The 25,213-nt window shown below is 64.5% G+C and carries 22 protein-coding genes; 15 read left to right on the top strand and 7 right to left on the bottom strand.

Annotation, left to right across the window (positions count from 1 at the left end):
* Positions 1-21 precede the first annotated feature (21 nt).
* On the top strand, positions 22-2,181 hold the full coding sequence (locus ACXJ16_RS08515; RefSeq protein ID WP_185997825.1) for a prolyl oligopeptidase family serine peptidase: 2,160 nt from the start codon (positions 22-24) through the stop codon (positions 2,179-2,181).
* A 6-nt stretch (positions 2,182-2,187) separates the two neighbouring features.
* Here ACXJ16_RS08515 and ACXJ16_RS08510 read toward each other — a convergent pair whose 3' ends face one another.
* Complete coding sequence (locus tag ACXJ16_RS08510; RefSeq protein ID WP_054440401.1) at positions 2,188-2,817, bottom strand: trimeric intracellular cation channel family protein; 630 nt, start codon at positions 2,815-2,817, stop codon at positions 2,188-2,190.
* Between the two features lie 138 nt (positions 2,818-2,955).
* Between ACXJ16_RS08510 and ACXJ16_RS08505 the strand changes: the two genes are divergently transcribed.
* Both ACXJ16_RS08505 and ligA read left to right on the top strand, forming a co-directional pair.
* Positions 2,956-4,278, top strand: a complete 1,323-nt coding sequence (locus ACXJ16_RS08505) for a cytochrome P450 (RefSeq protein WP_054440348.1) — start codon at positions 2,956-2,958, stop codon at positions 4,276-4,278.
* A gap of 48 nt (positions 4,279-4,326) precedes the next feature.
* On the top strand, positions 4,327-6,498 hold the full coding sequence (ligA, locus tag ACXJ16_RS08500) for an NAD-dependent DNA ligase LigA (RefSeq protein WP_324698635.1): 2,172 nt from the start codon (positions 4,327-4,329) through the stop codon (positions 6,496-6,498).
* A 65-nt stretch (positions 6,499-6,563) separates the two neighbouring features.
* Here the strand turns inward: ligA and sciP are convergent, their stop codons facing one another.
* From sciP to bla, 3 genes are all read right to left on the bottom strand, one after another.
* Positions 6,564-6,866, bottom strand: a complete 303-nt coding sequence (gene sciP / locus ACXJ16_RS08495) for a CtrA inhibitor SciP (RefSeq protein WP_082370497.1) — start codon at positions 6,864-6,866, stop codon at positions 6,564-6,566.
* Between the two features lie 272 nt (positions 6,867-7,138).
* Complete coding sequence (locus ACXJ16_RS08490; RefSeq protein WP_185997823.1) at positions 7,139-8,041, bottom strand: 50S ribosomal protein L11 methyltransferase; 903 nt, start codon at positions 8,039-8,041, stop codon at positions 7,139-7,141.
* Positions 8,038-8,967 carry a subclass B3 metallo-beta-lactamase gene (bla, locus tag ACXJ16_RS08485; protein ID WP_324698639.1) on the bottom strand — a complete coding sequence of 310 codons (930 nt, stop codon included), beginning with the start codon at positions 8,965-8,967 and terminating at the stop codon, positions 8,038-8,040. The genes ACXJ16_RS08490 and bla overlap by 4 nt, the downstream gene beginning before the upstream one ends.
* Positions 8,968-9,202: 235 nt before the next feature.
* On the opposite strand from bla, the gene sdhC reads away from it, so the two are divergent.
* The 6 genes from sdhC to ACXJ16_RS08455 all read left to right on the top strand — a co-directional run bounded on the left by sdhC (position 9,203) and on the right by ACXJ16_RS08455 (position 14,735).
* On the top strand, positions 9,203-9,598 hold the full coding sequence (gene sdhC, locus ACXJ16_RS08480; RefSeq protein ID WP_132469057.1) for a succinate dehydrogenase, cytochrome b556 subunit: 396 nt from the start codon (positions 9,203-9,205) through the stop codon (positions 9,596-9,598).
* A gap of 12 nt (positions 9,599-9,610) precedes the next feature.
* Positions 9,611-9,994 (top strand): succinate dehydrogenase, hydrophobic membrane anchor protein, encoded by a 384-nt coding sequence (gene sdhD, locus ACXJ16_RS08475; protein ID WP_054440356.1) that lies wholly within the window; start codon positions 9,611-9,613, stop codon positions 9,992-9,994.
* Complete coding sequence (gene sdhA, locus ACXJ16_RS08470) at positions 9,994-11,814, top strand: succinate dehydrogenase flavoprotein subunit (RefSeq protein ID WP_054440358.1); 1,821 nt, start codon at positions 9,994-9,996, stop codon at positions 11,812-11,814. The genes sdhD and sdhA overlap by 1 nt, the downstream gene beginning before the upstream one ends.
* A 150-nt stretch (positions 11,815-11,964) precedes the next feature.
* A complete protein-coding gene (locus tag ACXJ16_RS08465) occupies positions 11,965-12,561 on the top strand; it encodes an HdeD family acid-resistance protein (RefSeq protein ID WP_054440361.1) in 597 nt (198 codons plus the stop codon).
* Between the two features lie 57 nt (positions 12,562-12,618).
* Positions 12,619-13,029 (top strand): BlaI/MecI/CopY family transcriptional regulator, encoded by a 411-nt coding sequence (locus ACXJ16_RS08460; protein WP_054440364.1) that lies wholly within the window; start codon positions 12,619-12,621, stop codon positions 13,027-13,029.
* On the top strand, positions 13,026-14,735 hold the full coding sequence (locus tag ACXJ16_RS08455; protein ID WP_463920399.1) for a M56 family metallopeptidase: 1,710 nt from the start codon (positions 13,026-13,028) through the stop codon (positions 14,733-14,735). Before ACXJ16_RS08460 ends, ACXJ16_RS08455 begins: the two co-directional genes overlap by 4 nt.
* 6 nt (positions 14,736-14,741) lie before the next feature.
* On the opposite strand, the gene ACXJ16_RS08450 is transcribed toward ACXJ16_RS08455, so the two are convergent.
* Together ACXJ16_RS08450 and ypfJ are read right to left on the bottom strand one after the other, a co-directional pair.
* Entirely contained in the window at positions 14,742-15,392 is a 651-nt protein-coding gene (locus ACXJ16_RS08450) for a hypothetical protein (protein WP_132469058.1), read from the bottom strand.
* A gap of 80 nt (positions 15,393-15,472) precedes the next feature.
* A complete protein-coding gene (gene ypfJ / locus ACXJ16_RS08445) occupies positions 15,473-16,336 on the bottom strand; it encodes a KPN_02809 family neutral zinc metallopeptidase (protein ID WP_185997819.1) in 864 nt (287 codons plus the stop codon).
* 186 nt (positions 16,337-16,522) lie between these two features.
* Here ypfJ and ACXJ16_RS08440 point away from each other — a divergent pair, with 186 nt between their 5' ends.
* From ACXJ16_RS08440 to ACXJ16_RS08425, 4 genes are all read left to right on the top strand, one after another.
* On the top strand, positions 16,523-18,070 hold the full coding sequence (locus ACXJ16_RS08440) for a M28 family peptidase (protein WP_463920396.1): 1,548 nt from the start codon (positions 16,523-16,525) through the stop codon (positions 18,068-18,070).
* Positions 18,071-18,146: 76 nt separating this feature from the next.
* The gene (gene guaB / locus ACXJ16_RS08435) at positions 18,147-19,604 is read left to right on the top strand and encodes an IMP dehydrogenase (RefSeq protein ID WP_185997818.1); all 1,458 of its coding nucleotides are present in this window, start codon (positions 18,147-18,149) and stop codon (positions 19,602-19,604) included.
* A gap of 37 nt (positions 19,605-19,641) precedes the next feature.
* A complete protein-coding gene (locus ACXJ16_RS08430; protein ID WP_463920394.1) occupies positions 19,642-20,814 on the top strand; it encodes an RsmB/NOP family class I SAM-dependent RNA methyltransferase in 1,173 nt (390 codons plus the stop codon).
* Between the two features lie 13 nt (positions 20,815-20,827).
* A complete protein-coding gene (locus tag ACXJ16_RS08425; protein WP_185997817.1) occupies positions 20,828-21,370 on the top strand; it encodes a tetratricopeptide repeat protein in 543 nt (180 codons plus the stop codon).
* Between the two features lie 43 nt (positions 21,371-21,413).
* On the opposite strand, the gene ACXJ16_RS08420 is transcribed toward ACXJ16_RS08425, so the two are convergent.
* Positions 21,414-21,896 (bottom strand): RNA pyrophosphohydrolase, encoded by a 483-nt coding sequence (locus tag ACXJ16_RS08420; protein ID WP_292635707.1) that lies wholly within the window; start codon positions 21,894-21,896, stop codon positions 21,414-21,416.
* A gap of 269 nt (positions 21,897-22,165) precedes the next feature.
* On the opposite strand from ACXJ16_RS08420, the gene ACXJ16_RS08415 reads away from it, so the two are divergent.
* The gene (locus tag ACXJ16_RS08415; protein WP_443478148.1) at positions 22,166-24,160 is read left to right on the top strand and encodes a 2-oxoacid:acceptor oxidoreductase subunit alpha; all 1,995 of its coding nucleotides are present in this window, start codon (positions 22,166-22,168) and stop codon (positions 24,158-24,160) included.
* A gap of 23 nt (positions 24,161-24,183) precedes the next feature.
* Complete coding sequence (locus ACXJ16_RS08410) at positions 24,184-25,197, top strand: 2-oxoacid:ferredoxin oxidoreductase subunit beta (RefSeq protein ID WP_324698648.1); 1,014 nt, start codon at positions 24,184-24,186, stop codon at positions 25,195-25,197.
* Positions 25,198-25,213: the final 16 nt, after the last annotated feature.

Below are 25,213 nucleotides of genomic sequence, written 5' to 3'. Positions count from 1 at the left end.
TTTTTGTTTCGGGAGAACGTGATGTATCGTCTGTCGGGCCTGCTTGGGGCCGTGTTTCTTTCCACCGCTTCCAGCCTTGCGGTGGTACCTGTTTCAGCGCAGACGATGGTTCCGATGACTTATCCCGAAACACGCCGCGACGATCTCGTTGAAACCCTGTTCGGCGAGCGCATCGCGGACCCGTACCGCTGGCTCGAAAACGATGTGCGGCACGATCCGGAAGTCGCCGCCTGGGTCGAGAAGGAATCGACCTTCACCGAAGCGTACCTTGAAGGACTGCCGCAGCGTAGTTGGTTCAAGCAGCGGATCAGTTCGTTGATGAACTTCGAGCGGTTCGGTTTGCCGATCAAGGCTGGCAAGCGGTACTTCTATACCCGAAACACCGGGCTTCAAAACCAGTCGCAGCTTTTCGTGCGCGACGGACTGCACGGCGCGCCTCGGATGCTGCTTGATCCCAATGCCTGGGCGAAGGACGGTGCCACGGCACTGGATGCGTGGGAGCCCTCTCACGAAGGTCGCTATCTGCTCTATAGTGTGCAGGACGGCGGGAGTGACTGGCGTGTGCTTCACGTGCTGGATGTAACCACGGGCAAGGCGCTGGATGACGAACTGCGCTGGGTCAAGTTCAGCGCGCTGGCGTGGATCGGGGAGGAAGGCTTCCTCTACTCGCGATTCCCGGCGCCCGAGGAAGGGGCTGCGTTCCAGAGCCTGAACTACAACCAGGCGATCTATTTCCACCGGCTCGGTACGCCGCAGAGCGCCGACGAACTGGTCTACTCCACGCCGGACCATCCGGATTACGGCCACGCCGCCGAAGTGACGCAGGACGGGCGGCTTGCTGTCATCACCTCGCATATCGGTACGGATTCGCGCTACGATGTGCATGTGATCGACCTGTCGAAGCGCAAGAAGGCGGGGTGGGACGCGAAGCCCGTGGTTACGGGGTTTAAGGACGACTGGCGGCTTGTCGAAGGGGCCGGACAGAAGCTCTGGTTCGTTACTAACGAAAGTGCACCGCGCTACCGGCTCATCAGTATCGATCTCGGGGCGAAGGCTCCGGCCTTCGCGGAAGTCGTCCCGCAGCGCGAGGACATTCTGGAGCGGGCCGGTATCGTCGGCCAGCAACTCGTTCTCAACTATATGCGTGACGCGGCGAGCCATGCCGAGATCGTCGGGCTTGACGGCAAGCCCGGCCGTGCGCTTGCGCTCAACGGTATCGGGACGGCTTCCGGGTTCCGGGGCAAGCCCGGAGACCCCGAGACCTTCTACTCCTTCACGAGCTTCAACCGTCCGGCAGCGATCTTCCGGATGAACCTCGATACCGGCATGTCCGAGCCCTTCGCGGAGCCGGTGATGGATTTCGACCCTTCGGACGTCGTGGTCGAGCAGCGCTTCTATACGTCGAGGGACGGCACGCGGGTGCCGATGTTCCTCGTGCGGCGCAAGGATGTGGTGCGGTCGGGCAAGGCCGTGCCGACGCTGCTCTATGGCTATGGTGGTTTCGACATTTCCCTGACACCGGGTTTCTCGGCCAGTCGCATGGCCTGGGTCCAGGCCGGAGGCGCCTTTGCCATGGCGAACCTGCGCGGCGGCGGCGAGTATGGACGCGCCTGGCACGATGCCGGGCGCCGTGCCAACAAGCAGAACGTGTTCGACGACTTCATCGCCGCCGGAGAGTATCTCAAGGCCGAAGGGATCGCTTCAAAGGATGGCCTTGCGATCCAGGGCGGGTCCAACGGCGGGCTTCTTGTGGGGGCCGTGCTGAACCAGCGGCCCGATCTTTTCGCGGCCGGGGTGCCGCAGGTCGGCGTCATGGACATGCTGCGCTTCGACCGCTTCACTGCCGGTCGCTATTGGGTGGACGACTATGGCTATCCTGACCGGGAAGAGGATTTCCGGATATTGAAGGCCTATTCACCCTATCACAACATCCGGGCGGGCACGGATTACCCGGCGATTCTCGTGACCACCGCGGATACCGACGATCGTGTGGTTCCGGGGCATTCCTTCAAATATGCGGCGGCGCTTCAGGCCGCGCCCTTGGGTGACAAGCCGCATCTGATCCGTATCGAGACGCGGGCGGGACATGGCTCCGGCAAGCCGACCGACAAGGCGATCGAGGAAGGCGCGGATGTCCTCTCGTTCGTTGCGCGGTGGACGGGATTGAAGATTCCCGACTGAGCCCCTTCAGGATTCGCTGTCCGTTCCTTCGTGAGCGGGCAGCCCCAGGGACCAGTAGATAGCGGCTCCGCGCAGTGCGAATCCCGCCGCTGCGGCTATGGCCCAGGTCAGTTGAGGGGCGATGCCGAGGGCTATACCCGCCGCCGCGACGGTTGCTGCCAGGGCTGCGGCTGTCACGTATAGTTCCGGCCGCATCAGGATCGAAGGCTGTCCGGCCACGACATCGCGGACGATGCCGCCGACGCAGCCGGTGGCGACGCCCATGACCATCGCCGGAATCGGTGGCACGCCCCAGGCCATGGCCTTGATGGTTCCGAACACCGAATAGACAGCAAGGCCCAATGCGTCGGCCCACTCCAGCAATTGTCCCTGCCACCAGCGTACCGGCGTGAACCAGGCGAGGGTCGCGACCGCGAGGCATACGGGGGCAACGAAAGGATCGCGAACCCAGAAGACCGGCGCTCCGATGAGGAGATCGCGCAAGGTGCCGCCGCCCACCCCGGTCATGAGCGCGAAGAATGCGACGGTCACGAAAGTCTGCCGCAACTGGGCCGCCGAAAGGGCGCCGGTCAGCGCGAAGACGGCGATTCCAAGGATATCGAACGCTGCGGGCAGGGCGGGCGCGTCAGGCGGCATGATCGTGGGCATGGCCTTGTCATAGCGCGCCTGTCGCCAATCGGGGAGGGGATCGCATCGCCGCGGCGTGGACAGTCCGGCTATGACGCCTCATCCATATATGATACATAGGAGATCATAAAATCGGGAGAGCAACGGGTGTCTCATCAACAAGCCTACGAAACCGCCGATTGGTATACCGACGTCTCGCTCGTCGACGATCCACATGCCTATTTCGATTACCTGCGCGCGCAAGGCCCGGTGGTGCGACTGCCATATCGTAACGCCGTGGCGGTGACGGGGTACGATGAGACTGTCCAGATCATGCTGGATACGGAGCATTTCTCCTCGATCAATGCCGTCACCGGCCCGGTTGCCGACCTGCCTTTCAGAGCCGATGGGGATGACATCTCGGAGAAGCTGGAGGCGCATCGCCGGCAGATACCGTTTGCCGATCAGATCGTGACCGAGGGCGGTGCGCGCCACGCTGACCTTCGTTCCATCATTGCGCGGCTGTTTACGCCGAGCCGCCTCAAGGATCTGCAGCCGAAGCTGCTCGCCACGGCGGAATCGCTGATCGACGAATTCGCCAGGGACGGAAAGGTCGACCTCGTGCGCCAATACGGCGGTCCCTATGGCGCGCTTGTCATTTCCGATCTCCTGGGCCTTTCCGAACGCAGCCGCGCGAAATTCAGGGCCTTGCTTGAGGGAGCGATACCCGTGCCGATGGATGCCAGCGAGGAGGACATGCTCAAGAACCCGCTGGTGGGGGTGGGGAAGGATCTGTTCAGGCTGATCGCCCAGCGGCGTATCGTCGCCCATCCGTTGATGAAGCCTTTGCACGGCCTGCTGGCGCGTGAGGATATCCTGAGCGAATTGGCCACGGCGAGCTATCCCGACGGCGGGAAGCCTTCGCTGGTGGATCTTACCAGCCTTGCGGCCTTCCTTTTCGGCGCCGGGCAGGACACGACGAATCGGCTTCTTGCCAATGCCTTCCGGATCATCGCGACGAGGCCCGATATCCAGCAGGAACTCCGTGGAAACCGGGCTCGGATCGGTGATTTCGTCGAGGAAGTGCTGCGGTTCGACGGTTCGGTGAAGAGCGGCGGGCGCATGTGCCAGAAGACGACGACGCTGGGCGGGGTGGAGATCAAGGCTGGCACCGCCGTCCTGCTGTCGCACATGGCCGCCAACCGGGACCCCAGGCGCTTCGCGGAACCGGGGCAGTTCGACATGGACCGGCCGAGGATCAAGGAGCATCTCGCGTTCGGCAGGGGCGCTCATACCTGCATCGGTGCTCCGCTGGCCCGGCGCGAAGTGGTGACGAGTATCGAGCGGCTGCTCGCCCGCATGGGCAACATCCGTTTGTCCGAGGCCCATCATGGCCCCGCCGAGGCTTTGCATTTCGATTACGAGCCGACTTACATCCTGCGCGCGCTGGCGGCTTTGCACCTCGAATTCGATCCGATCGAAGGGGATTAACGCGTCGGGGGAATTCCAACCCGCATCGCTCTGGCCTATTACCGCGCAATGACCAGCACTGAGACCCGCTCCGAGATCGGCCCCGAGATTGCTTCCGCGATCGGAGAAGCCGAAGCGGCCAATGAACTGATGCGCCTGGCGCGCCAGATAAAGCGCGCCAACCGCCTCTATCACGCCGAGGATGCGCCCGAGATTTCGGATGCCGAATATGACGCCCTGGTGCGGCGCAATGCGGAACTGGAATTGGCGTTCCCCCATCTCGCCCGCTCCGACAGTCCATCGAATCAGGTCGGGCACGAAGTGGCCGGCTCGCCCCTGTCGAAAGTGACGCACGAAGTTCGCATGATGAGCCTCGACAATGCTTTCACTGACGAGGAAGTGGCGGAGTTCGTGGGCCGGGTCCGGCGCTTCCTTTCGCTATCGGCGGAGGAGCCGGTAGCGATGACGGCAGAGGACAAGATCGACGGTCTTTCCTGCTCGCTGCGGTATGAGAAAGGCAGGCTGGTCCGCGCCGCTACGCGCGGGGATGGCATGGTGGGCGAGGACGTTACCGCCAATGTCGCGCATATCGCCGATGTCGTGCAGGAACTGAAGGGAGAGGATGTTCCCGAAGTCTTCGAGGTGCGCGGCGAGGTCTACATGGAGAAGGCAGCCTTCGCGGCGCTGAACGAGGCCCTGATGGCTGAAGCGCGCGCACATGCGGAGGCCAGGGGCGAGGTGTTCGACGAGGGCAAGGTCCGTCAGTTCGCCAATCCGCGCAATGCCGCAGCCGGTTCGCTGCGCCAGAAGGATGCGGCTGTCACCGCGAAGCGCCCGCTGCGTTTCTGGGCGCATGGCTGGGGCGCCGCGAGCCATGTGCCGGGGGCCAGCCAACACGAGGTGATCCGCCGGATCGAATCCTGGGGGCTTCCGGTCTCCCCGCAATTCCGCCTGTGCCATACGCTTGAGGAAGTGCTGGAGGCCTACCGCGTCATTCGCGATGGCCGGCCCGGCTTGCCGTTCGAGATCGATGGCGTCGTCTACAAGGTCGATCGCCTCGACTGGCAGCAGCGGCTTGGTTTCGTGGCCAAGGCGCCGCGCTGGGCAATGGCTCACAAGTTTCCGGCAGAGCGCGCCGAAACCGTTCTTGAATCGATCGACGTTCAGGTCGGGCGCACGGGCAAGCTCACGCCGGTCGGGCGGCTCAAGCCGGTTCTGGTCGGAGGCGTGACCGTTACCAATGTCACTCTGCACAATCGCGACGAGATTGCGCGTCTTGGCGTCCGGCCGGGGGATCGCGTGGTCCTGCAGCGCGCCGGCGATGTGATTCCACAGGTCGTGGATAACCTGACGCGCGCCGAGGAGAGGGCGACGTTCCACTTCCCGGATCACTGCCCGGAATGTGGTAGCGAGGCGGTTGCGGAAGAGGGGGAAGTCGATGTGCGCTGCACGGGCGGCCTCATCTGCCCGGCCCAGCGGACGGAACGGCTCAAGCACTTCGTCAGCCGGGGAGCCCTCGACATCGAAGGGCTGGGGGAACGGACCATCGACGAGTTCTTCGCCAGGGGCTGGCTCGAAAGTCCGGCCGATATCTTCCGTCTGCGCAAGCGCCGCGACGAGATTCTCGCGCTTGACGGGTGGAAGGACAAGTCTGTGGACAACCTGTTGGCCGCAGTGGAAAACAAGCGCGCGCCAGATGCGGCCCGGCTGCTCTTCGGGCTCGGCATCCGCCATGTCGGAGCCGTCACGGCGCGCGACCTGATGAAGCGGTTCGAGACGTTGCCGGCCTTGCGGCTGCTGGCCGAACAGGCCCACGCCAAGGAAGGCGAGGAGGCTGCGGCGCTGGGTAGCGAGGCTTATGCCGAACTGGTGTCGATCGACGGCATCGGTCCGGCCGTGGTGGAGGCGCTGGGCGATTTCTTCCACGAAGAGCATAACCGTCAGGTCTGGGACGACCTGCTTTCGGAGGTCGCTCCCCCGCCTTACGTCGTCGAGACGGTGGAAAGCGTCGTGGCGGGCAAGACGGTGGTATTTACCGGGAAGCTGGAAACGATGAGCCGCGACGAGGCAAAGGCTCAGGCTGAGCGTCTTGGCGCCAAGGCGGCCGGGTCCATATCGGCAAAGACGGACTTGCTGGTCGCTGGTCCCGGTGCCGGTTCAAAGCTCAAGAAGGCTGCCGAGCTCGGTATCGAAGTGATCGATGAAGCCGGGTGGGCCGAGATCGTGCGCAGCGCCGGTTGAGAAAGGGCAGGGCGCCCAGGGAGGGCCCCTGCCGCTCGTCGGCGTGAACGCCGGCGAGCGGATTATCAGGAGTTTCGTCCCTGCCTTTCGTGCATGTGACGGTAGTGCTGTACCCGGGTGGCGCGCAGGCCGGCCATTCCTTCACGCTCGACGGCGCGTTGCCACGATGCCAGTTCCTCGAGAGTGAGGCCGTAGCGGTCGCAAGCCTCGGCGATCGTCAGGAGCCCTCCGTTGACCGCAGCTACGACTTCCGCCTTACGGCGAACTACCCAGCGAGACGTGTTGCGTGGCGGAAGGCTGCCCTTGTCGAGCGCTTCACCCAGGGGTCCGACGACGGCCTTCGGCCTGTCTAGTTCAGATTGAAGCATTTTTGGCCTCTTGAGCTGTTGTTACCAGCCCCCCTTGGCCTTAATTCTTGGCCGAATCCTTTAATTATTCGGAACCGGTCTTGGTTAATCGCCGTTAACCAATTGTCAGGTAATTCCCTGAAATGAATGGGTAAATCTCCGAGGCTTTTTTCCCTCGGAGATTTAACTTTCGTTGACTTGCGTTAAGTTCGGTTTAACCACGATCATCTGCTGTTCTTGGAGATGACGGCGGTTGCGACTGGGCGAGTTGTTCGTGCGGTGAAGCGTGCGCGCTATCGGCGACGCGCCCGCATCCACAGGATCGACCAGTCTCCATTTACCAGTCTGGCGGCGAGACGAAGCCCGGCCCGGCGACAGGCGCGGCGCACGGCGGCCTCCTGCGTTTCCAGCAGGCCCGCAAGGACGAGGCTACCCCCCGGAGCAAGGGACTTGGCGAAGTCCGGCGCAAGGGAAACCAGCGGGCCGGCGAGGATATTGGCCATGATGAGATCGTAGGGGCCGCGCGCTGCCAGCAGGGGGTGGTCCATGCCGTCCGCGATGGTCATGGCCAGTTCGCCGCCGCGCGCGCCGAGGCTGACTCCATTCGCGGCGGCATTGTCTTCCACGACGCCGTAGCAGACCTGATCGATATCGCTCGCGGTCGCGAGTGCTCGGGGCCAGAGCGACATCGCTGCGAAGGCCAGCAGTCCCGTGCCCGTCCCGATATCGGCGTGGTTGCGAACGACCAGCCCCTGCGCCTTCATATGCGTCAGCATGGCGAGGCAGCCGGCGGTCGTGGCGTGCTGGCCGGTGCCGAAAGCCTGGCTGGCGGGTATGGTGAAATCGGTTATGCCGGGATCGTCCGAAACCGGATGTTCGGGCGTGTGGACGTGGAAGCGGCCCGCGCGGATCGGTTCGAGTCCCTGCTGGCTCGTTACCAGCCAGTCGGTTTCCGGCAGTTCCTCGACAATGAACTTTGGCGGCTTGCCGCCGAACAGGGCGGCGACGGCGTCCTTGTCGGCCTTGCGCGGCTTGTGGGCCAGCCATGCTTCAAGCTGCCAGTCGTCCGGTTTGTCTTCGGCGATCTCGCTGCCCGAAAGGACGATGTCGGGGTCCCAGTCGAATGCATCCTCGTGAGCGACAAGGGCGCCTTCGATGACGGTGCGCGGGGCATAAGCGGTGATCTTCCAGCTCACGAACGGGTCTCCTTCGCTGCGGCGGCGGCTTCTTCGGAAAGGCGCTGGTCGAAGCGGGCATTGGCGGCAGCCGCATAAGTACGGCAGGCGGTGGGATCGACCAGCGGGGACTTGCCCGCTAGCCGTGTGAAGAGATCGCTTGCCCCGGGGTGCGGCGTGACCAGCAGGTCGCAGGGCAGGGCGGCGATTCGGCGCAACCCTTCCCGGACATCGGCAATGCGGTCGGGGTGGTCGGTAAAGCGGTAGCTCTTGGCCGAAATCGCGCTTGCGCTGTCCGCATAGGCGATCGTCAGGCATTTGCCGTCTTTGCCGCATGACTGCCATGTCCAGCTCGTCGATCCGGCAGCGTGAGCGAGCGTGGCGCGGGCGGTGACGGTGATGTCGCCCAGCGTGATGCTTTCCCCGCCCGAGAGGCGCTTGTCGACGTGAACCGCCGGGAATGGGTCGAGCTGGCCGAATTGCGGATCGTTCGGGTTGGCCTTGCCGGTTTCGAGCACTTCGGCGGCGGCAGGCAATGCGGCGAGCCGTGCGCCGGTCGCGCGTCGCAGCTCCGCAAGAGCGCCCGCATGGTCGAAGTGTTCGTGGCTGGAGAGAATCCAGCGCACGTCCTTCACCTTGAATCCGGCCGCCTGGATATTGGCCAGAACCATCGGCGCCGCTTCGGGAAGGCCGCCGTCGATCAGGATGTGGCCTTGCTTGCCGGTGATGAGAATAGCGGAAATGCCGCAGGTGCCGACATACCAGGTGTTGCCGTAAAGGTGGGCGGGCGGAGCGGCATCTGCCCAGCCATCGTGCCCTTCACAGGCGGCGGCGAGCCTCGATGGGGGTGCCTCCGCGCTGTCGGTTGCAGGTGCTGCGCTGCCGGGCGCGGTGGAACAGGCGCCCAGCAGAAACGCGGGGGCGAGCATGTTCGACAGGCGGCTCATGGGTCTCTTCATGGGTTGGCGCTTTAGTGCGGAGGGGCGGCCAAAGCCAGTGGGACGGGGCGTCCCGCGTACCATCTGCGCCCGATTGTCGATGAGGCTCCGGAAAAGTCGCTTGTGTGCGATGCATCCGCGATGTGCTTCGCGGAACTTGCGCCAAGCGGCGATTTGTCTAAGGGGACTTCTCGACAGGGGCAGCCTTGGGCTGCTGCAAAGGCAAAAGGGATTCGAAAGAGCCATGGCCAAAGACGGCACCAGGAACCGTCCGCTTTCGCCCCATCTCCAGATCTGGCGTTGGGGCCCTCACATGTTCGTCTCGATTCTTCACCGCGTGACCGGTGATGGCATGGCATTCGCCGGCCTCGCCGTGCTGCTGTGGTGGCTCGGGGCGCTCGCCGGTGGCCCTGCCGCCTACGAGACGTTCAGCTGGGCGATGACCACGCCGATCGGCTATGTCGTTCTCGTCGGCATTTCCTGGGCTTTCTTCACGCACATGATGAGCGGCCTTCGCCACTTCGCCCTCGACGTCGGCGCCGGGTTCGAGCTGACGATCAACAAGACCTGGTCGATCCTTTCGCCGGTCCTGGGTGTGATCCTCACCGTCGCCTTCTGGGCGATCCTGCTGCTTCGCTGAGGAACGGGAAATATGGGTAACGGAACTTCCATCGGCCGCGTTCGCGGCCTCGGTTCGGCGAAGACCGGTGTTCACCACTGGCTGCTGCAACGCTTCACCGCCATCGGCAACCTTCTCTCGGTGCTGTTTCTCGTGGTCTCGATCCTGCTGCTGCCGGATCTGAGCTATGCAACCGTCGTCGAGTGGATTGTGCGCCCGGTTCCCGCCGTGGCGATGATCCTGCTCGTCGTGACCACCTTCTGGCACGCCCGCATCGGGCTTCAGGTCGTCGTCGAGGATTATGTCCACGATCACGCCAACAAGTTCGCCTGCATTGCGGCGCTGAACCTTTCCGCCTGCGCCGGCATCGCTTTCGGCGTCTTCTGCGTCATTCGTCTCGCGCTGGGAGCCCATTGATGACCCAAAACGCCTCGGGCCCTGCCTACAAGATTATCGACCATACCTATGACACCGTCGTCGTCGGCGCCGGTGGCTCGGGTCTGCGCGCCACCATGGGCTCGGCCGAAGCCGGCCTTCGCACCGCGTGCATCACCAAGGTCTTCCCGACCCGCTCGCACACCGTTGCGGCGCAGGGCGGCATTGCCGCCTCGCTGTGCAACAACTCGCCGGACCACTGGACCTGGCACATGTACGACACCGTCAAGGGGTCGGACTGGCTGGGCGACCAGGACGCCATCGAATACATGGTGCGCGAAGCCCCGGCGGCGGTCTACGAACTGGAGCACGCCGGCGTGCCCTTCAGCCGCAATGCCGACGGCACGATCTACCAGCGCCCGTTCGGCGGCCACATGCAGAACATGGGCGAAGGCCCGCCGGTGCAGCGCACCTGCGCCGCTGCCGACCGTACCGGTCATGCCATGCTGCACGCGCTCTATCAGCAGTCGCTGAAGTACGACGCGGACTTCTTCATCGAATACTTCGCCATCGACCTCATCATGGACGGCGGCAAGTGCGTGGGCGTGATCGCGCTCTGCATGGATGACGGTTCGATCCACCGCTTCCGTTCGCAGGCTGTGGTGCTGGCGACGGGCGGTTACGGGCGTAGCTACTACACCGCCACGTCGGCCCATACCTGCACCGGCGATGGCGGCGGCATGGTCCTGCGCGCGGGTCTTCCGCTGCAGGACATGGAATTCGTGCAGTTCCACCCCACCGGCATCTATGGTGCGGGCGTGCTCATCACCGAAGGCGCGCGCGGCGAGGGCGGCTACCTGACCAACTCCGAAGGCGAGCGCTTCATGGAGCGCTATGCGCCTTCCGCGAAGGATCTCGCCTCGCGCGACGTCGTCTCGCGCTCGATGGCGCTGGAAATCCGTGAAGGCCGCGGCGTCGGCCCGCACAAGGACCACATCTACCTGCACCTCGATCACATCGATCCCAAGGTGCTGGGCGAGCGTCTGCCGGGCATCACCGAAAGCGGCAAGATCTTTGCGGGCGTCGACCTGACCCGTCAGCCGCTGCCGGTCGTTCCCACCGTTCACTACAACATGGGCGGTATTCCCTGTAACTATCACGGCGAAGTCGTCACCATCGGACCGGACGGCAATCCGGACACCGTGGTGCCGGGCCTGTTCGCGGTGGGTGAGGCGGCCTGCGTCTCGGTTCACGGTGCCAACCGTCTGGGTTCGAACTCGCTGATCGACCTCGTGGTCTTCGGCCGCGCCACCGGCCACCGCCTCAAGGAAATCGTCAAGCCGGGCGTCAATCAGGCGGAACTGCCGAAGGATTCGGCCGATCTCGCGCTGGGCCGTCTCGACCACTTCCGCAACGCCAACGGCGGTTCGCCGACGGCGGAAGTCCGCACTGAAATGCAGCGCACCATGTCGGCACACGCCGCCGTGTTCCGCACCGATGAACTCATGGTCGAAGGCAAGGACAAGCTCGCCAAGACCTATGAGCGCATGCAGGACATCAAGGTCACCGATCGCGGCCTGATCTGGAATTCGGACCTGGTGGAAACGCTGGAACTGGACAACCTGATCTCGCAGGCTTCGGTCACTCTGCACGGCGCCCAGGCGCGCAAGGAAAGCCGCGGCGCCCACGCGCACGAGGACTTCCCGAACCGCGACGATGCGAACTGGATGAAGCACACCGTCGGCTGGTTCAACGGCTGGGGCGGCAAGGGCGGCGAAATCCGTCTCGATTACCGCCCGGTCCACGAATACACGCTCACGGAAGACGTGCAGTACATCAAGCCCAAGGCCCGCGTGTACTGAGCTTCTCCCAAGCCAGCTGAAATCGAAAAGGGCGGCGTACCGGCATCCGGTGCGCCGCCCTTTTGCGTTCACAATTGCCCGTGTCGTTGCAACCGATCGGGTTTCTGGGCATTTTCTTGCAGAGACCCCGCCAACGCAGGAGGCAGGCGCATGACACGAACTGAGATGGACCCGTTGCTCGAACCGAACGTGGAAAACGATCCCCTCGTCAGTTCGTTGAAGCAGGCCTCTGGCAAGGCCTGGGGCTGGGTGCTGGCTTACGGTGTTCTTCTCATGCTCATTGCCTTGCTGGTGGTTTCCCGCCCGCTTGTTGCAGGAGTAGCGACCGGGCTGCTCGTCGGCGTAGTTCTGGTTATCTACGGGATCGCTGCCATTGCCTCCGGCTGGACATCGCTTTCGCAGCGAGCGCGCTGGGTGGAAATCCTGCTGGGGCTGCTGGCGCTGATCGCGGGCGTCTTTGCGCTCGTCAATCCGGTTGCGGGCGCGCTTTCGCTCGTCTGGGCTATCGGTGCGTGGCTTCTCGTTTCGGGTGGATTTCAGATCGCCTTCGCGCTCAAGGCCCGCCACGACAAGGGATGGCGGTTGTTCCTCGGCGTTCTCGATGTGCTGCTGGGGTTTGTCCTGCTGTTCTCTTCGCCGGGTATCGGTCTTGCCTTCCTGGCGATAATCATCATGGTCAGTCTGGTCGTGCGCGGCGTGTTCCTCATCATGCTTGCCCTCACACTGCGCAAGTCGGCGCAGGCTTGACCGCCCCGTTAATCCGGCGTTCATGTTTACAAACGTAGTCGATTACGTGTGTAAACGATGGAGGCCAGAGTGTCGGTCAATTCGGATCAGTCGGCTGAGCCGCCCGAGCGTATCTCGGATGCCGAACATGCGGTGATGGAGGCGCTCTGGTCCCGCAGTCCGCTTACGGCTGCGGAAGTCTGCGCAAAGGTCTGCGAACCGCGCGGCTGGACCCTGGCGACCGTCAAGACCCTGCTTTCGCGACTGGTCGCCAAGCAGGCGGTGACGACCGAACCCGACGGCAAGCGTTTTCTCTATTCTCCCAGCATCGCCCGTGAGGCTTATGTCGGCACTGAAAGCCGGCGGCTGGTCGACCGCCTGTTCGGGGGGAGGGCCGCGCCGCTCTTTGCGCATCTTGCCGAAGCGGATGCATTGACCGAGAATGATATCGCCGAGATCGAAGCGCTCTTGAAGGAGCTGAAGTCATGATTGAATGGCTTACCGATACGCTCGTCATGACCGGCGCGCTCATGGCGCTGGTTCTTCTGGTCCGCCGCCCGGTATCGCGCTGGTTCGGTCCTGCCGCTGCCTATGCGCTATGGGCCTTGCCGGTCCTGAGGCTTGTTCTTCCGCCGCTGGCGCTGCCACGGGGGCTCTTCACCAGGCCCGATATCGTGGTCGAACAGACAACGGCAAATGCACTTCCTGCCGTTGATGCGGCGCTCGCCAATGCTAAGGCACCAATCGCGGGGCCCGTCGCGGATGCGGGTGCTTCGGTCCCGGTTGCCGCTATCGAGCCCGGAGTGCTGGCCCAGATACCCTGGGGCAATCTGGCGATCACTATCTGGCTGGCCGGAGCGGTGATTTTCCTTGCGCTCAGGGTTCGCAATTATCGGTTGATGAAGCAGGAACTGCTCGCCGATGCGCGGCAAGTGGCGCGGGCAGGCGATATCCGCATTGTCGAGACGCCGGCAGCCGGGGCGCCGCTGGCGTTCGGGGTGACGGACAGGGTCGTGGCGCTTCCCCGCGGATTTCTGGCGACGGTCGATTCGGAAAGCTCCGACTTCGCGATTGCGCACGAACTCGAACATCACGCCGGAAACGACCTGCTTGCGCTGATGGTGTTGCAGCCGCTGTTCGCGCTGCACTGGTTCAACCCGCTGGGTTGGGCTGCATGGCGCGCGCTGCGTGCGGATCAGGAGGCTGCCTGCGACGCCCGTGTCATGTCGGGGTGCAACCGCGAGATGCGTGCGCGTTACGGCCGCGTGATCGCCTCGTTCGCTGCAGGAACGCGGCTGACGCTGGCGGCGCCGATCGCCGGTACGCTGGCAGGAGAAAAGCCGATCATTCAGCGCCTGAAGGCGCTTGCCTCGGCCGAGGTCTCGCCGGCTAGGCGCGTGGTTGCGCGTAGTCTTTTCGCTTTTGCGATCGTTTCCGTGCCCTGCACCGCCACGGTCACTTATGCGGCGATGGAAGAGCCCGAGGCTCCGCCTGCACCTGAAATGCCTGCGGCCGAGCCGGCGGCGCCGCGCGCACCCGTCGTACCCGATGCTCCCGCGGAGCCTCAGGCGGCTTCTGCAGTAGAGCATGGCACCTGGACTTCTGAACCGGCGGAAATCTCTGAAGCGGCCGAGCCTCTCCCGTCCGCCGCATCGCCGCGCCCTGTTGCTGCGCCCTGGCCGTCCGCGCAGGCCGTGCGTTCTGCGCCCCCGGTGCCCCCGGCACCCCCGGCGCCTCCTCCGCCGCCTCCGCCGCCGTCATGGCAGGCTGCGGCGGACCGTGCGCTTGCCCGGGCCGATCATGATGTCGCCATGGCCAGAGCCATGCGGCGTGTGCCGAAGGTCGAGCAGTCCACCTCGTCGGACGGCCGGATCCAGACCATTCGAATCGTCAGCACGGACGAAAGCGGCAAGCGGGACGTCAGCAACACCATGACGCTCGACAGCACCTGCCCGGCAGACACGCATCGGTCTTCCGCCCACGCAAGGAATGGAAACCGTTCCACCTCGGTGCTGATCTGCACGGGTGCACCCAAGCACACCGCCGAAGTTTCATTGAAGGCCATCGCATCGGCGCGGGCAACAATTGCGGCTAACCGCAATCTCGACAGCATGGTGCGTAGCCAGATACTTGCGGAGTTGGACAAGGAAATGGCCGACACCCGCCGGGCCGCGCTGAACGAAGAGGGCATCTAGGCCTTATCAGGGCACCCGCTGGACCACGGGCTGCGAGGTGTAAGTCACCTCGCCCTGCCCAGTGGCCTTCCCGTCCTTCCCGGCCGGCTTGGGATCGGCCTTGGCATCGCTCTTCTCTTCGTCGCTGTTATGCCGTTCCAGCGCCTTTGCCTGAATGATCGCGGGCGTGGCGGGGGAGGCCGGGTACTTGCAGCCGCGTTCCGCGCCCACCCCCTTCAGGAAGCCGCGCCTTGCGACACCCGCCTGAATTGCGGCAAGGACTGCGCGTTCCTGGGCGTTGGCGCCGGAAATCTCCCGGATCAATCCGCGAAACGGAATGAACGAACTGACGACCCATTTCGCCACACGCCCGGTGCTCACACGGTCGCGCGCTTCCTGGGGCAAGTCCAGATCCGGACCAAGAATGCGGTCTAGTTCGGTCACGGCGGCGCTGATCTGCCTGCAGCCGCGCATCGAGGAAAGGTCGTAAGGCTTTTTCAATGCGGCGATCAGCGTGGGCGGAATCTCGGTCTTGTCGAGGTTGAGATCCGTCACCGGCGTCTTGGCGACATCCACCACATCCGGTTCCTTGTTGGTGATAGGTTTGTCCTGGCGTGCCTCGGCCGAGGTCGCCGCGAGCGTACCCGCCAGAGCCGCAACGATCATGAAATGGCGCATTGAGTCCTCCTGTCCGCCCAGCCGGCGGCATCGCCGCCAGCCATGCGGATGGGAGGGAAAGCGCCAGCCTGGGGTTCAAATCATTTCATATCGTTAAACGTGTCGCAGGCGTCCTCGTTCCCTGTTTCCAATCCGCGCTTGAGCCAATCCATGCGCTGGGCGCTGGAGCCGTGCGTGAAGCTCTCCGGGCTCACGCGCTGGCCGGCGTTCTTCATCAGGGTATCGTCGCCGATGGCACTGGCGGCGGTCATGCCTTCCTCCATGTCGCCCGGCTCGATGCGGTCCTTGTTCCTGCCCGCCCAGACGCCGGCATAGCAATCGGCCTGTAGCTCCATGCGGACCTGAAGGGAGTTGGCGCGCTGCGGGTTCTGGCGCTGGGCCTGCCGGACCTGACTGTCGATACCGAGCAGGTGCTGGATGTGATGGCCATATTCGTGAGCGACCACGTAGTAGCGTGCAAAGTCACCCTTGGCGCCAAGCTGCCGTTCAAGCTCGTCATAGAAGCTGGTGTCGATATAGATGCCCTGATCCGCCGGGCAGTAGAACGGGCCCATCGCGCTTTGCGCCGCGCCGCATCCCGACCTGTCCGTGCCGTTGTAGAAGCGCAGCATCGGTTGCTCGAACGCGATGTTGGCCTTCTGGAACAGGGGCTGCCAGGTGCGATTGAGCGAATCGAGCGCATTGCAGGATTCCAGCGAGTAGGCGTTCTGCTTGCAGGTCGCCGTGGTGTCCTGCGGCACGTCCTGCTGGACGGACGCGGGTTGCTGTTGCTGTACGTTCTCCAGCGTGCCGAGCATCTGCGCGGGATCTACGCCGAATACGAGCGCGCCGATCAGCACGATCACCAGCGAGCCGCAGCCCATCTTGCCGCCGCGCCCGCCGGGGAAGCTCCTTCCCCCCTGGCTGACGCGGATATTGTCGGGGTCGAACTCATCGAGCCGCATCGCGAAGGATCCTTTCCGTCAGCCGTCCTGGGCCGTTGAGAGTAGCCACAGGCTCAAGTCCTGTTCAATCGCTTTTGGCGCGTGAGGTTCCAGCGTTGCCATCCGGCCACAAATGCTGTCATGCCTCTGTGCGTGCGCGGGAAATGCTAACCGGCTGCCGAAATCCGTCGTATAGGCATCGACACGATGAACAGGGGATTCAAGGCAGGACTGGCTCGTGCGGTTGGCGCGGCGGCGCTCGGCGCGGTGCTGGTCAGCGGGCATCCGCTGCTTTCGGCGATATCCCGGGCGGATCAGGAACTGGCCGCCCGGCTGCGCGCCCATATCGAAGTGCTTGCGAGCGACGATTTCGACGGCCGCGAACCCGGTACCGACGGCGAGGCGAAGACCCTGCGCTATCTCGGCAAGCAATGGTTCGATATCGGGCTGGTATCGGGCACCAACGATCCGGGGCATGAGTGGTTCGCGCCGGTCACGCTGGTCGCGCGCGAACCTTCCGCTTCCGCGGCGCGGTTCCTGCGCAAGGGCGCGCGAAGCACCGTTTCCCCGGACGGCGTTCTGGTGCTGACCTCCGGCAAGCGCAGTCTCGTGCGCAATGTCCCGCTGCTGTTCCTCGGCAAGGGGCGCGGGCGGGACTATACGCGCACCGAACTTGCCGGCCGCGTGGCGGTGGTGCTCGACGGCGATACGCCCGATGGCGAACGCCAGAACGACCTTCTCGCGCTTGGCGCTTCCGCCGTGCTGACGGTGCTGGACGGCGATCGCAGCCTCGATCAGGTTGCCGCGCGGCGCCAGCGTTCGGGTTATGCGCTGTCTGACGATTCTCTCGGCGGCGATCTCGAAGCCTTCATCACCCGTGAGGCCATGACCGCGCTGCTCAAGGGCACGTCACGCTCGCTCGACGATCTGGAGCAACTGGCGGCCAAGCCCGATTTCGTGCCGGTGGCGCTTGATGTGACCGGGTCTTTCGAGGCGACCACGCGCGAGACGACGATCCGCACGCATAACCTGATCGGCAAGCTCCCGGGACGCCGTCCCGAAGCCGGGGCCGTGCTGTTCCTTGCGCACTGGGACCACTTCGGCGAATGCGGGGAGGCTCCGGCCGAGGACCTTATCTGCAATGGCGCGATAGACAATGCCAGCGGCCTCGCGGCGCTGACCGAGGTGGCCCGGCGTCTCGCGCGCGGGCAGCAGCTCGATCGCGATGTCTATTTCCTGGCGACCACCGGCGAGGAACTTGGCCTGCTGGGCGCGCATGCCTTTGCGGAAAGCCCGCCGCTTCCGCCCGGCCAGATCGTGGCGGCATTCAACATCGATTCCAATGCGATCGCGCCGAAAGGCACGCCCTTTGCCATCGTCGGCCGCGGGCTGACCGGCCTCGATGCGGAAATCGCCAAGGTCGCCAAGGCCGAAAAGGTCAAGCTGCGCGCCAATGACGACGCCAACGAATATATGCGCCGCCAGGACGGCTGGGCCTTGTTGCAGCACGATATTCCGGCGGTGATGGTTACCACGGCCTATGGTGACATCGACCGCATGCGGGCCTTCTTCGATGGAGACTATCACCGGCCGAGCGACGACCTGGCCCATATGGCAAAGCCGCTGGAGCTTGGCGGCGCGGTGGAGGACGTGAAGATGCTGACCGCGCTCGGCCGCTGGTTCGGCGATCTGCGCCGGGTGCCGGCGGGCTCCGCGCCAACGCGTGCCGCGCCCGCCGACAAGACGGTGAAATGAGGTACTAGCACTAGCGCCCCCCTTTGATTACATGGGCCGCCACGATTCTCCCCGGTACAAGGTTATGGTGGCGCTCATGGATATCCAGCTCGGACTTACTTTCGACGACGTACTGCTTCGTCCTGCGAAGTCCGACATCGTCCCGACGCAGGCCGATACCCGTAGCCGCCTTACGCGCGATATCTCGCTAAACATCCCGGTGATCTCGTCCGCGATGGACACCGTGACCGAGGCCGACATGGCCATCGTCATGGCCCAGCTCGGCGGAATCGGCGTGCTTCACCGCAACCTCACGATCGAGGAGCAGTGCGCTGCCGTGCGCGCCGTGAAGCGCTACGAAAGCGGCATGGTCGTCAATCCGATCACGATCTCGCCTGATGCCACGCTGGGGGAAGCGCAGGCGATCATGCAGGCCAACCGGATCAGCGGCATTCCCGTGGTGGAGAACTCGGGCAAGCTCGTCGGCATTCTCACCAATCGCGACGTGCGCTTTGCAGCCAACCCGGCGCAGCCCGTGCGCGAACTGATGACGCATGAGAACCTCGCCACGGTGCGGGTCGGCGTGGATCAGGACGAAGCTCGCCGCCTGCTGCACGCCCGCCGCATCGAGAAGCTGCTGGTGGTCGACAATGACTTCCGCTGCGTCGGCCTGATCACCGTCAAGGACATCGAGAAGGCTGTCACTTACCCGGACGCCACCAAGGATGCCGCCGGCCGCCTGCGCGTCGCCGCTGCGACGACCGTGGGCGAAAAGGGCTTCGCCCGCACCGAGGCGCTGCTTGCCGCCGAGTGCGACGTTGTCGTCATCGACACGGCACACGGCCACAACAAGGACGTGGCGCTCGCGGTTGAGCGGGTGAAGAAGATGTCGAATTCGGCACAGGTCATCGCCGGCAACATCGCCACCGCCGAAGCGGCGCGCGCGCTGATCGACGCGGGTGCGGACTGCGTGAAGGTGGGCATCGGGCCGGGCTCGATCTGCACCACGCGCATCGTTGCAGGTGTCGGCGTGCCGCAGCTGACCGCGATCATGGATGCCGCGGAAGAAGCCGACAAGGCGGGCGTCCCGGTCATCGCCGATGGCGGCCTGCGCACTTCGGGTGATGCTGCCAAGGCACTGGCCGCCGGCGCCTCGACCATCATGGTCGGCTCGATGCTTGCCGGTACCGAGGAAGCGCCGGGCGAGACGTTCCTCTACCAGGGCCGCGCCTACAAGTCGTATCGCGGCATGGGTTCGGTGGGCGCCATGGGCCGCGGTTCGGCGGACCGCTACTTCCAGGGCGACATCAAGGACCAGATGAAGCTGGTTCCCGAAGGTATCGAAGGCCAGGTTGCCTACAAGGGCCCCGCAAAGGACGTCATTCACCAGCTCGTGGGCGGGGTGAAGGCGGCCATGGGCTATACCGGTTCGGCCACCATCGAGGACCTGCGCAAGAACGCCCAGTTCGTCCGTATCACCAATGCCGGCTTGCGCGAAAGCCACGTCCATGACGTGACGATCACCCGCGAGGCGCCGAACTACCCGACGCGCTGATCGCCGCAGGTTTCGACATCGGTTCGAGGGCTGGGGGATGACGCCGGGCGCACGAGTACAGGCGGCGATCGAGATTCTCGATCAGGTGATCGCCGCCGCACGCGCCAACGGCGCACCGGCGGACCGCCTGATCGGGGACTGGTTCCGTACGCGCCGATTTGCAGGCAGCAAGGACCGGCGCGCCGTTCGTGAGCTTGCCTACCGTGCGATCAGGGCCTGCGGCGAAGTACCGGAAACGGGCCGGGCGGCCATGCTGCGCGTGGCTGCGGAAGACCGGGAAGTTGCCGCCCTGTTTGACGGTACGGGCCATTCTCCGGCCACGATCGTGGCGGGAGAACCCGTTGCGGAGGCCGGTCTGGCTCCGCAATGGCTGGTGGAACGCTTCGCCGCCAGCGGTGTCGCCGCGGCAGATGCGGCGGCCTTGCTGGACCGGGCCCCGCTCGACATCCGCATCAATACGCTCAAGGCCGCAAGCCTTGCCTTGCCGGAGGGCGGCGAGCGATCGGTGGCCGCCAACGGCTGGCGCTATCCGCCGGAAACCCGCATCGAACAGTCCGCAGCCTATGTTCAGGGCGCGATCGAGGTGCAGGACACCGGCTCCCAGCTCACGTGCGAAGTGGTTGCCGCCCGTGCGGGCGAGACGATCATGGACTTGTGCGCAGGGGCAGGGGGCAAGACCCTGGCGCTGGCGGCGGCCATGGACAATTCCGGCGCTCTGGTGGCCTGCGATACCGACCGGACACGCCTCTCGCGCCTAGCGCCTCGCGCGGAGCGTGCCGGGGCGACGGGCATCGAAACCGTTCTGCTCGATCCGGGCAAGGAACTTCAGGCGCTGCAACGCTTTGCAGGGGCTGCCGATGCGGTGCTGGTGGATGCACCCTGTTCCGGAACCGGGACCTGGCGCCGCAATCCCGAGGCGCGCTGGCGGCTCACCGAGGCGCAACTGGGCCGATACGTCGCCACCCAGTCGCGCCTGCTCGATATTGCGGCGCAGCTCGTGAAGCCCGGTGGAAGGCTGGTTTTCGTCACCTGTTCGCTGCTGGACGAGGAAGGCGCGAAGCAGGCCGAAGGCTTCCTGAAGCGGCATCCGGACTGGTCTGCGGCGATGCCCGACCTGCCCGCCGGAACGCCGCGCGGCCCCGGTTTGCGCCTCTCTCCGTGGCACGACGGCACCGACGGCTTTTTCGTCGCGCGTTTTGAACGCCTGTGATAGCGTCGCGGTCATGATGAGGACGAAGCCCTCGGCCAAGGACATTTTGATGCGTTACACGCCTGCCGCGATTGCTCTTTCCCTTGTTGTTGCCGTTTCTTCCAGCGCCATCCTGTCAGCGCCCGTCGCGGCTCTCGACCCGCGCACGGCAATGCTCATGGGAGAAGGCCGCGCGGCTGCCGAGGCGGGTAATCTCAACGGTGCGATCGATGCCTACGAGGCGGCGCTGACGGTCGAGCCCGGCAATGTATCGGTTCTTCTCGCCCTGGCGGACGCTACTCGCGGGCAGGGGCTCCAGGGCAAGGCCCTGCATTATTACCGCGTCGCGCTTGGCACTGACCCGCGCAATGTGGCGGCCATCGCCGGAGAGGGGATCGCGCTTGCCGAAAAGGGCGCGACCGAGAAGGCGAATCGCAATCTCGCCCGCCTCCAGACGCTCTGCGGCAAGGATTGCGCCGAGACGGAGAAGCTGGCGGCAGCGATCGCCCGTGGGCCGTCGACGCGCATGGTCAGCGCCGAATCGGTGACCGCGAAGCCGGCCGTTTCGGAAAACTGAGTTTGGGGAATTGCGGCGTGCCCGGTTCGGGCATGCCGGAAATTCAGATGAGTGCCCGGAATTCTTCCAGAACGGCGCGGTAAACGCGCTTCTTGAAGGGCACGATCAGCTCTGGAAGCAGTTCTGCGTCGATCCACTTCCATTCGCAGAACTCGGCCGGCTTGTGCGCGTCGAGGTCGATGTCGGCATCGGCGCCATCGAAGCGTGCCAGATACCAGGTCTGGCGCTGGCCGCGATACTTGCCCTTCCACAGCTTGCCGATGAGTTCGTCCGGCAGGTCGTAAAGCAGCTCTTCCCGCGTGTGCGACAGGATGGTGACGTGCTTTTCGGTGACGCCGGTTTCCTCCCAAAGCTCGCGAAAAGCCGCGGCCTTCAGGTCTTCGCCCTCGTCGACGCCGCCCTGGGGCATCTGCCACCAGTCGCCTTCCTTGGTGTCGATCCGCTTGCCGACGAAGACCTTGCCGTCTGAATTGACGAGCATGACGCCGACACAGGGGCGGTAGGGCAGGGACGCGAAGTCTTTCATCGGTGAGCGGGATTCCATGGTGATTGGGAGAAGCGTCATTCGGAAATCGGCGGCAGGATTACCGGAGCGGATCGCATGACTCCAGAATGGCCCAAGGGCGCTCGCATTGCCAGTGCGATTTATGCTTCCATCCCCGGTAACCGATTTGGGGGGCGGGGCTATTTGTCGCCCTGAGCATTTTTCCGTTTTGCGTCGATACCGAGCGGGCATAGTCTTGCGAACGGGAAAACAAGCCGTCGGCACAAGACCGGCATTCCCGGGAGAGGACGATGATGGCGACAATCTCATCGGATAAGGGCTCATCGGGCTCATCGGATAAGGGCATCTTCTCCGGCGCGGCGGGCGGAGCGCCGGATGCACCGGCCGTGGAAGCGGTGGTCGTGCGCTTTGCCGGCGATTCGGGAGACGGCATGCAGCTGACCGGGGGGCAGTTTACGCTCTCCACGGCGCTTGCCGGGAACGATCTTGCCACTTTCCCGGATTTCCCCGCCGAAATCCGGGCACCGCAAGGGACGCTGTTCGGGGTCTCGGCATTCCAGATCAATTTCGGCTCGAGCGAGATCACCACGGCGGGGGATGCGCCGGACGTGCTCGTTGCCATGAACCCGGCAGCGCTCAAGACCAACATCCATGCGCTGAAGACCGGCGGGCTGGTCATCATCGACACGGGCGAGTTCGGCAGGCGCAATCTCGAAAAGGCGAAGTATGCCGAGAACCCGCTGGAAGACGGAAGTCTCGCCAGATGGGACGTGCTGGCATTCGATATTTCGGCGTTGACGCTCGAAGCGGTGAAGCCTTTCGGCCTCGGCAACAAGGAGGCGCTGCGCTGCAAGAACATGTGGACGCTTGGCCTCGCGCTGTGGATGTTCGATCGTGACCGGCAGCCGCTGGTGGACTGGCTTACGGCGAAGTTCGCGAAGGAGCCGGTCCTTGCCCAGGCGAACGTCGCCGCCCTCAATGCCGGACACGCCTATGGGGAGACGGCCGAAATCGCCGGGCCGCTTCGCAAGCTGCATATCGATCCCGTGCCTGCCGAGCCGGGCCTCTACCGCACGATCACCGGCGCCGAGGCGATCTCGCTGGGGCTGGTCACCGGCTGCCGCCTGGCCGAACTGCCGATGTTCTTCGGCGGCTATCCGATCACGCCCGCCTCGGCGATCCTGCATCATCTCGTGAAGATGAAGGAGTTCGGCGTCACCACGTTTCAGGCCGAGGACGAGATCGCCGCGATCTGCTCTGCCATCGGGGCGAGCTATGCCGGGCAGCTTGGCGTAACCTCGTCCTCCGGTCCCGGAATCGCGCTGAAGGGTGAGGCGATGGGTCTGGCGGTGATGACCGAATTGCCGCTGGTGATCGTCAACTCCCAGCGCGGTGGTCCTTCCACCGGATTGCCGACCAAGACCGAGCAATCGGACCTCTATCAGGCCGTCTACGGCCGTAACGGCGATGCACCGCTGCCGGTGATTGCCGCGCGTTCGCCGGCCGATGCCTTCGAATGCGCCATCGAGGCCTGCCGCATCGCCACCCGCTACATGACGCCGGTGATCCTGCTGACGGACGGCTATATCGGCAATGCGTCCGAGCCCTGGAAAGTCCCCGATCCCGACAGCTTCGAGCCGTTCCCCGTCCGCTTCCTGGAGGAAAGGAACGGCGGGGACCGCGTGCTGCCCTACAAGCGGGACGAACGCGGCGTCCGCCCCTGGATCAGGCCGGGCACGCCCGGCCTCATGCACCGCATAGGGGGAATCGAGAAGGCGGTGGACAGCGGGAACATCGACTATGCGCCAGACGTGCATCAGCTCCAGACGGATGCGCGCAAGGCCAGGATCGACGGTATAGCCCAAACCGTTCCGCCGCAGGAAGTCTGCCTGGGCGAGGCGAAGGGAAGATTGCTGGTGATCGGCTGGGGATCGACATTCGGGCCGATCCATCAGGCCGTCCGGCGCGCCCGCAGGCTGGGGCTCGACGTCAGCCATGCCCATGTCCGCCATATCTGGCCGCTGCCCGGAAATCTGGGCGAGCTGCTGTCCGGGTTCGAGCATATCCTGGTGCCGGAAATGAACACCGGTCAGTTCAAGACGCTGCTGCGCGACCGCTTCCTCGTGGATGCCGTATCGCTGGGCAAGACGAGCGGCCAGCCTTTCGCGATCGCCGAACTCGAAACGGCGATCTTCCGGTTCTTCGACGGGGTGCCCGGAAACGAAGGCGGCGAAGTGGCGGTCAACGAAACCCAGCTTCCCGCGCCCGAAATCGAACAGCCCTGAGCATTTCGGACGGAGACTTCCTCATGAACGACATGACCCCGATCGAGACGACGCTGAAAGACTGGGAAACGGATCAGGAAGTGCGCTGGTGCCCGGGTTGCGGCGACTATGCGATCCTGAAGGCGGTGCAGCGGACCCTGCCGTTGCTGGGCGCCGATCCGAAGAACACCGTGTTCGTTTCGGGCATCGGCTGTTCGAGCCGGTTCCCCTACTATGTCGAGAGCTACGGCTTCCACACCATCCATGGCCGGGCGCCGGCGGTGGCGACCGGGATAAAGCTGGCCAATCCCGAACTCGACGTCTGGCTGGTGACGGGCGACGGCGACGGCATGTCGATCGGCGGCAATCACACGATGCATATCCTGCGGCGCAATCTCGATTGCCAGATCATGCTGTTCAACAACGAGATCTACGGCCTGACCAAGGGCCAGTATTCTCCCACTAGCCGCACCGGCACGCCTTCGCCGACATCGCCGGCAGGGTCGGTGGACCGCCCGGCGAGCCCCTGTGCGTTCGCGCTTGGTTCGGGCGCGCGCTTCGTGGCCCGCAGTTACGACGTTTCGAAAGACCTGCCCGAAGTGCTCCAGGCGGCCTATCGCCACAAGGGCGCGGCCTTCATCGAGATTTTCCAGAATTGCATAGTCTACAACAAGGACCGATTCGACGACTTCACGGCCAAGGCGGTCTCGGCGGACATGCAGGTCCAGTGCCGGGACGGTGAGCCGCTGCTTTTCGCAAAGGAAAGCAAGGGCCTGGCGCTCGATTCCGATACGTTTTCGCTGAAAGTCGTCGAGGTCGCCGGGGGTGACTGGCAGGCAGCGGGGGTGCTGGTCCACAATGCCCGGAATCGCGGGCTTGCGCATATGCTGGTCGAGATGCCGTTCGGACCGTTTCCCATGGCACTCGGCGTGATTTACGACGATCCCGCGCCGACTTTCGAAAGCGCCGTGATCGCGGAGCGGGAGGGCCTGATCGCCGGAAAGTCCGCAGACCTTGGCAAATTGCTCGCGCGCGGCCAGACTTGGACGGTTTCCTGATCCACGTTCTCGAGGT

The sequence above is a fragment of the Novosphingobium sp. TK71 genome (assembly GCF_055361505.1).
This window is presented reverse-complemented; position numbering and strand designations above follow the sequence as displayed.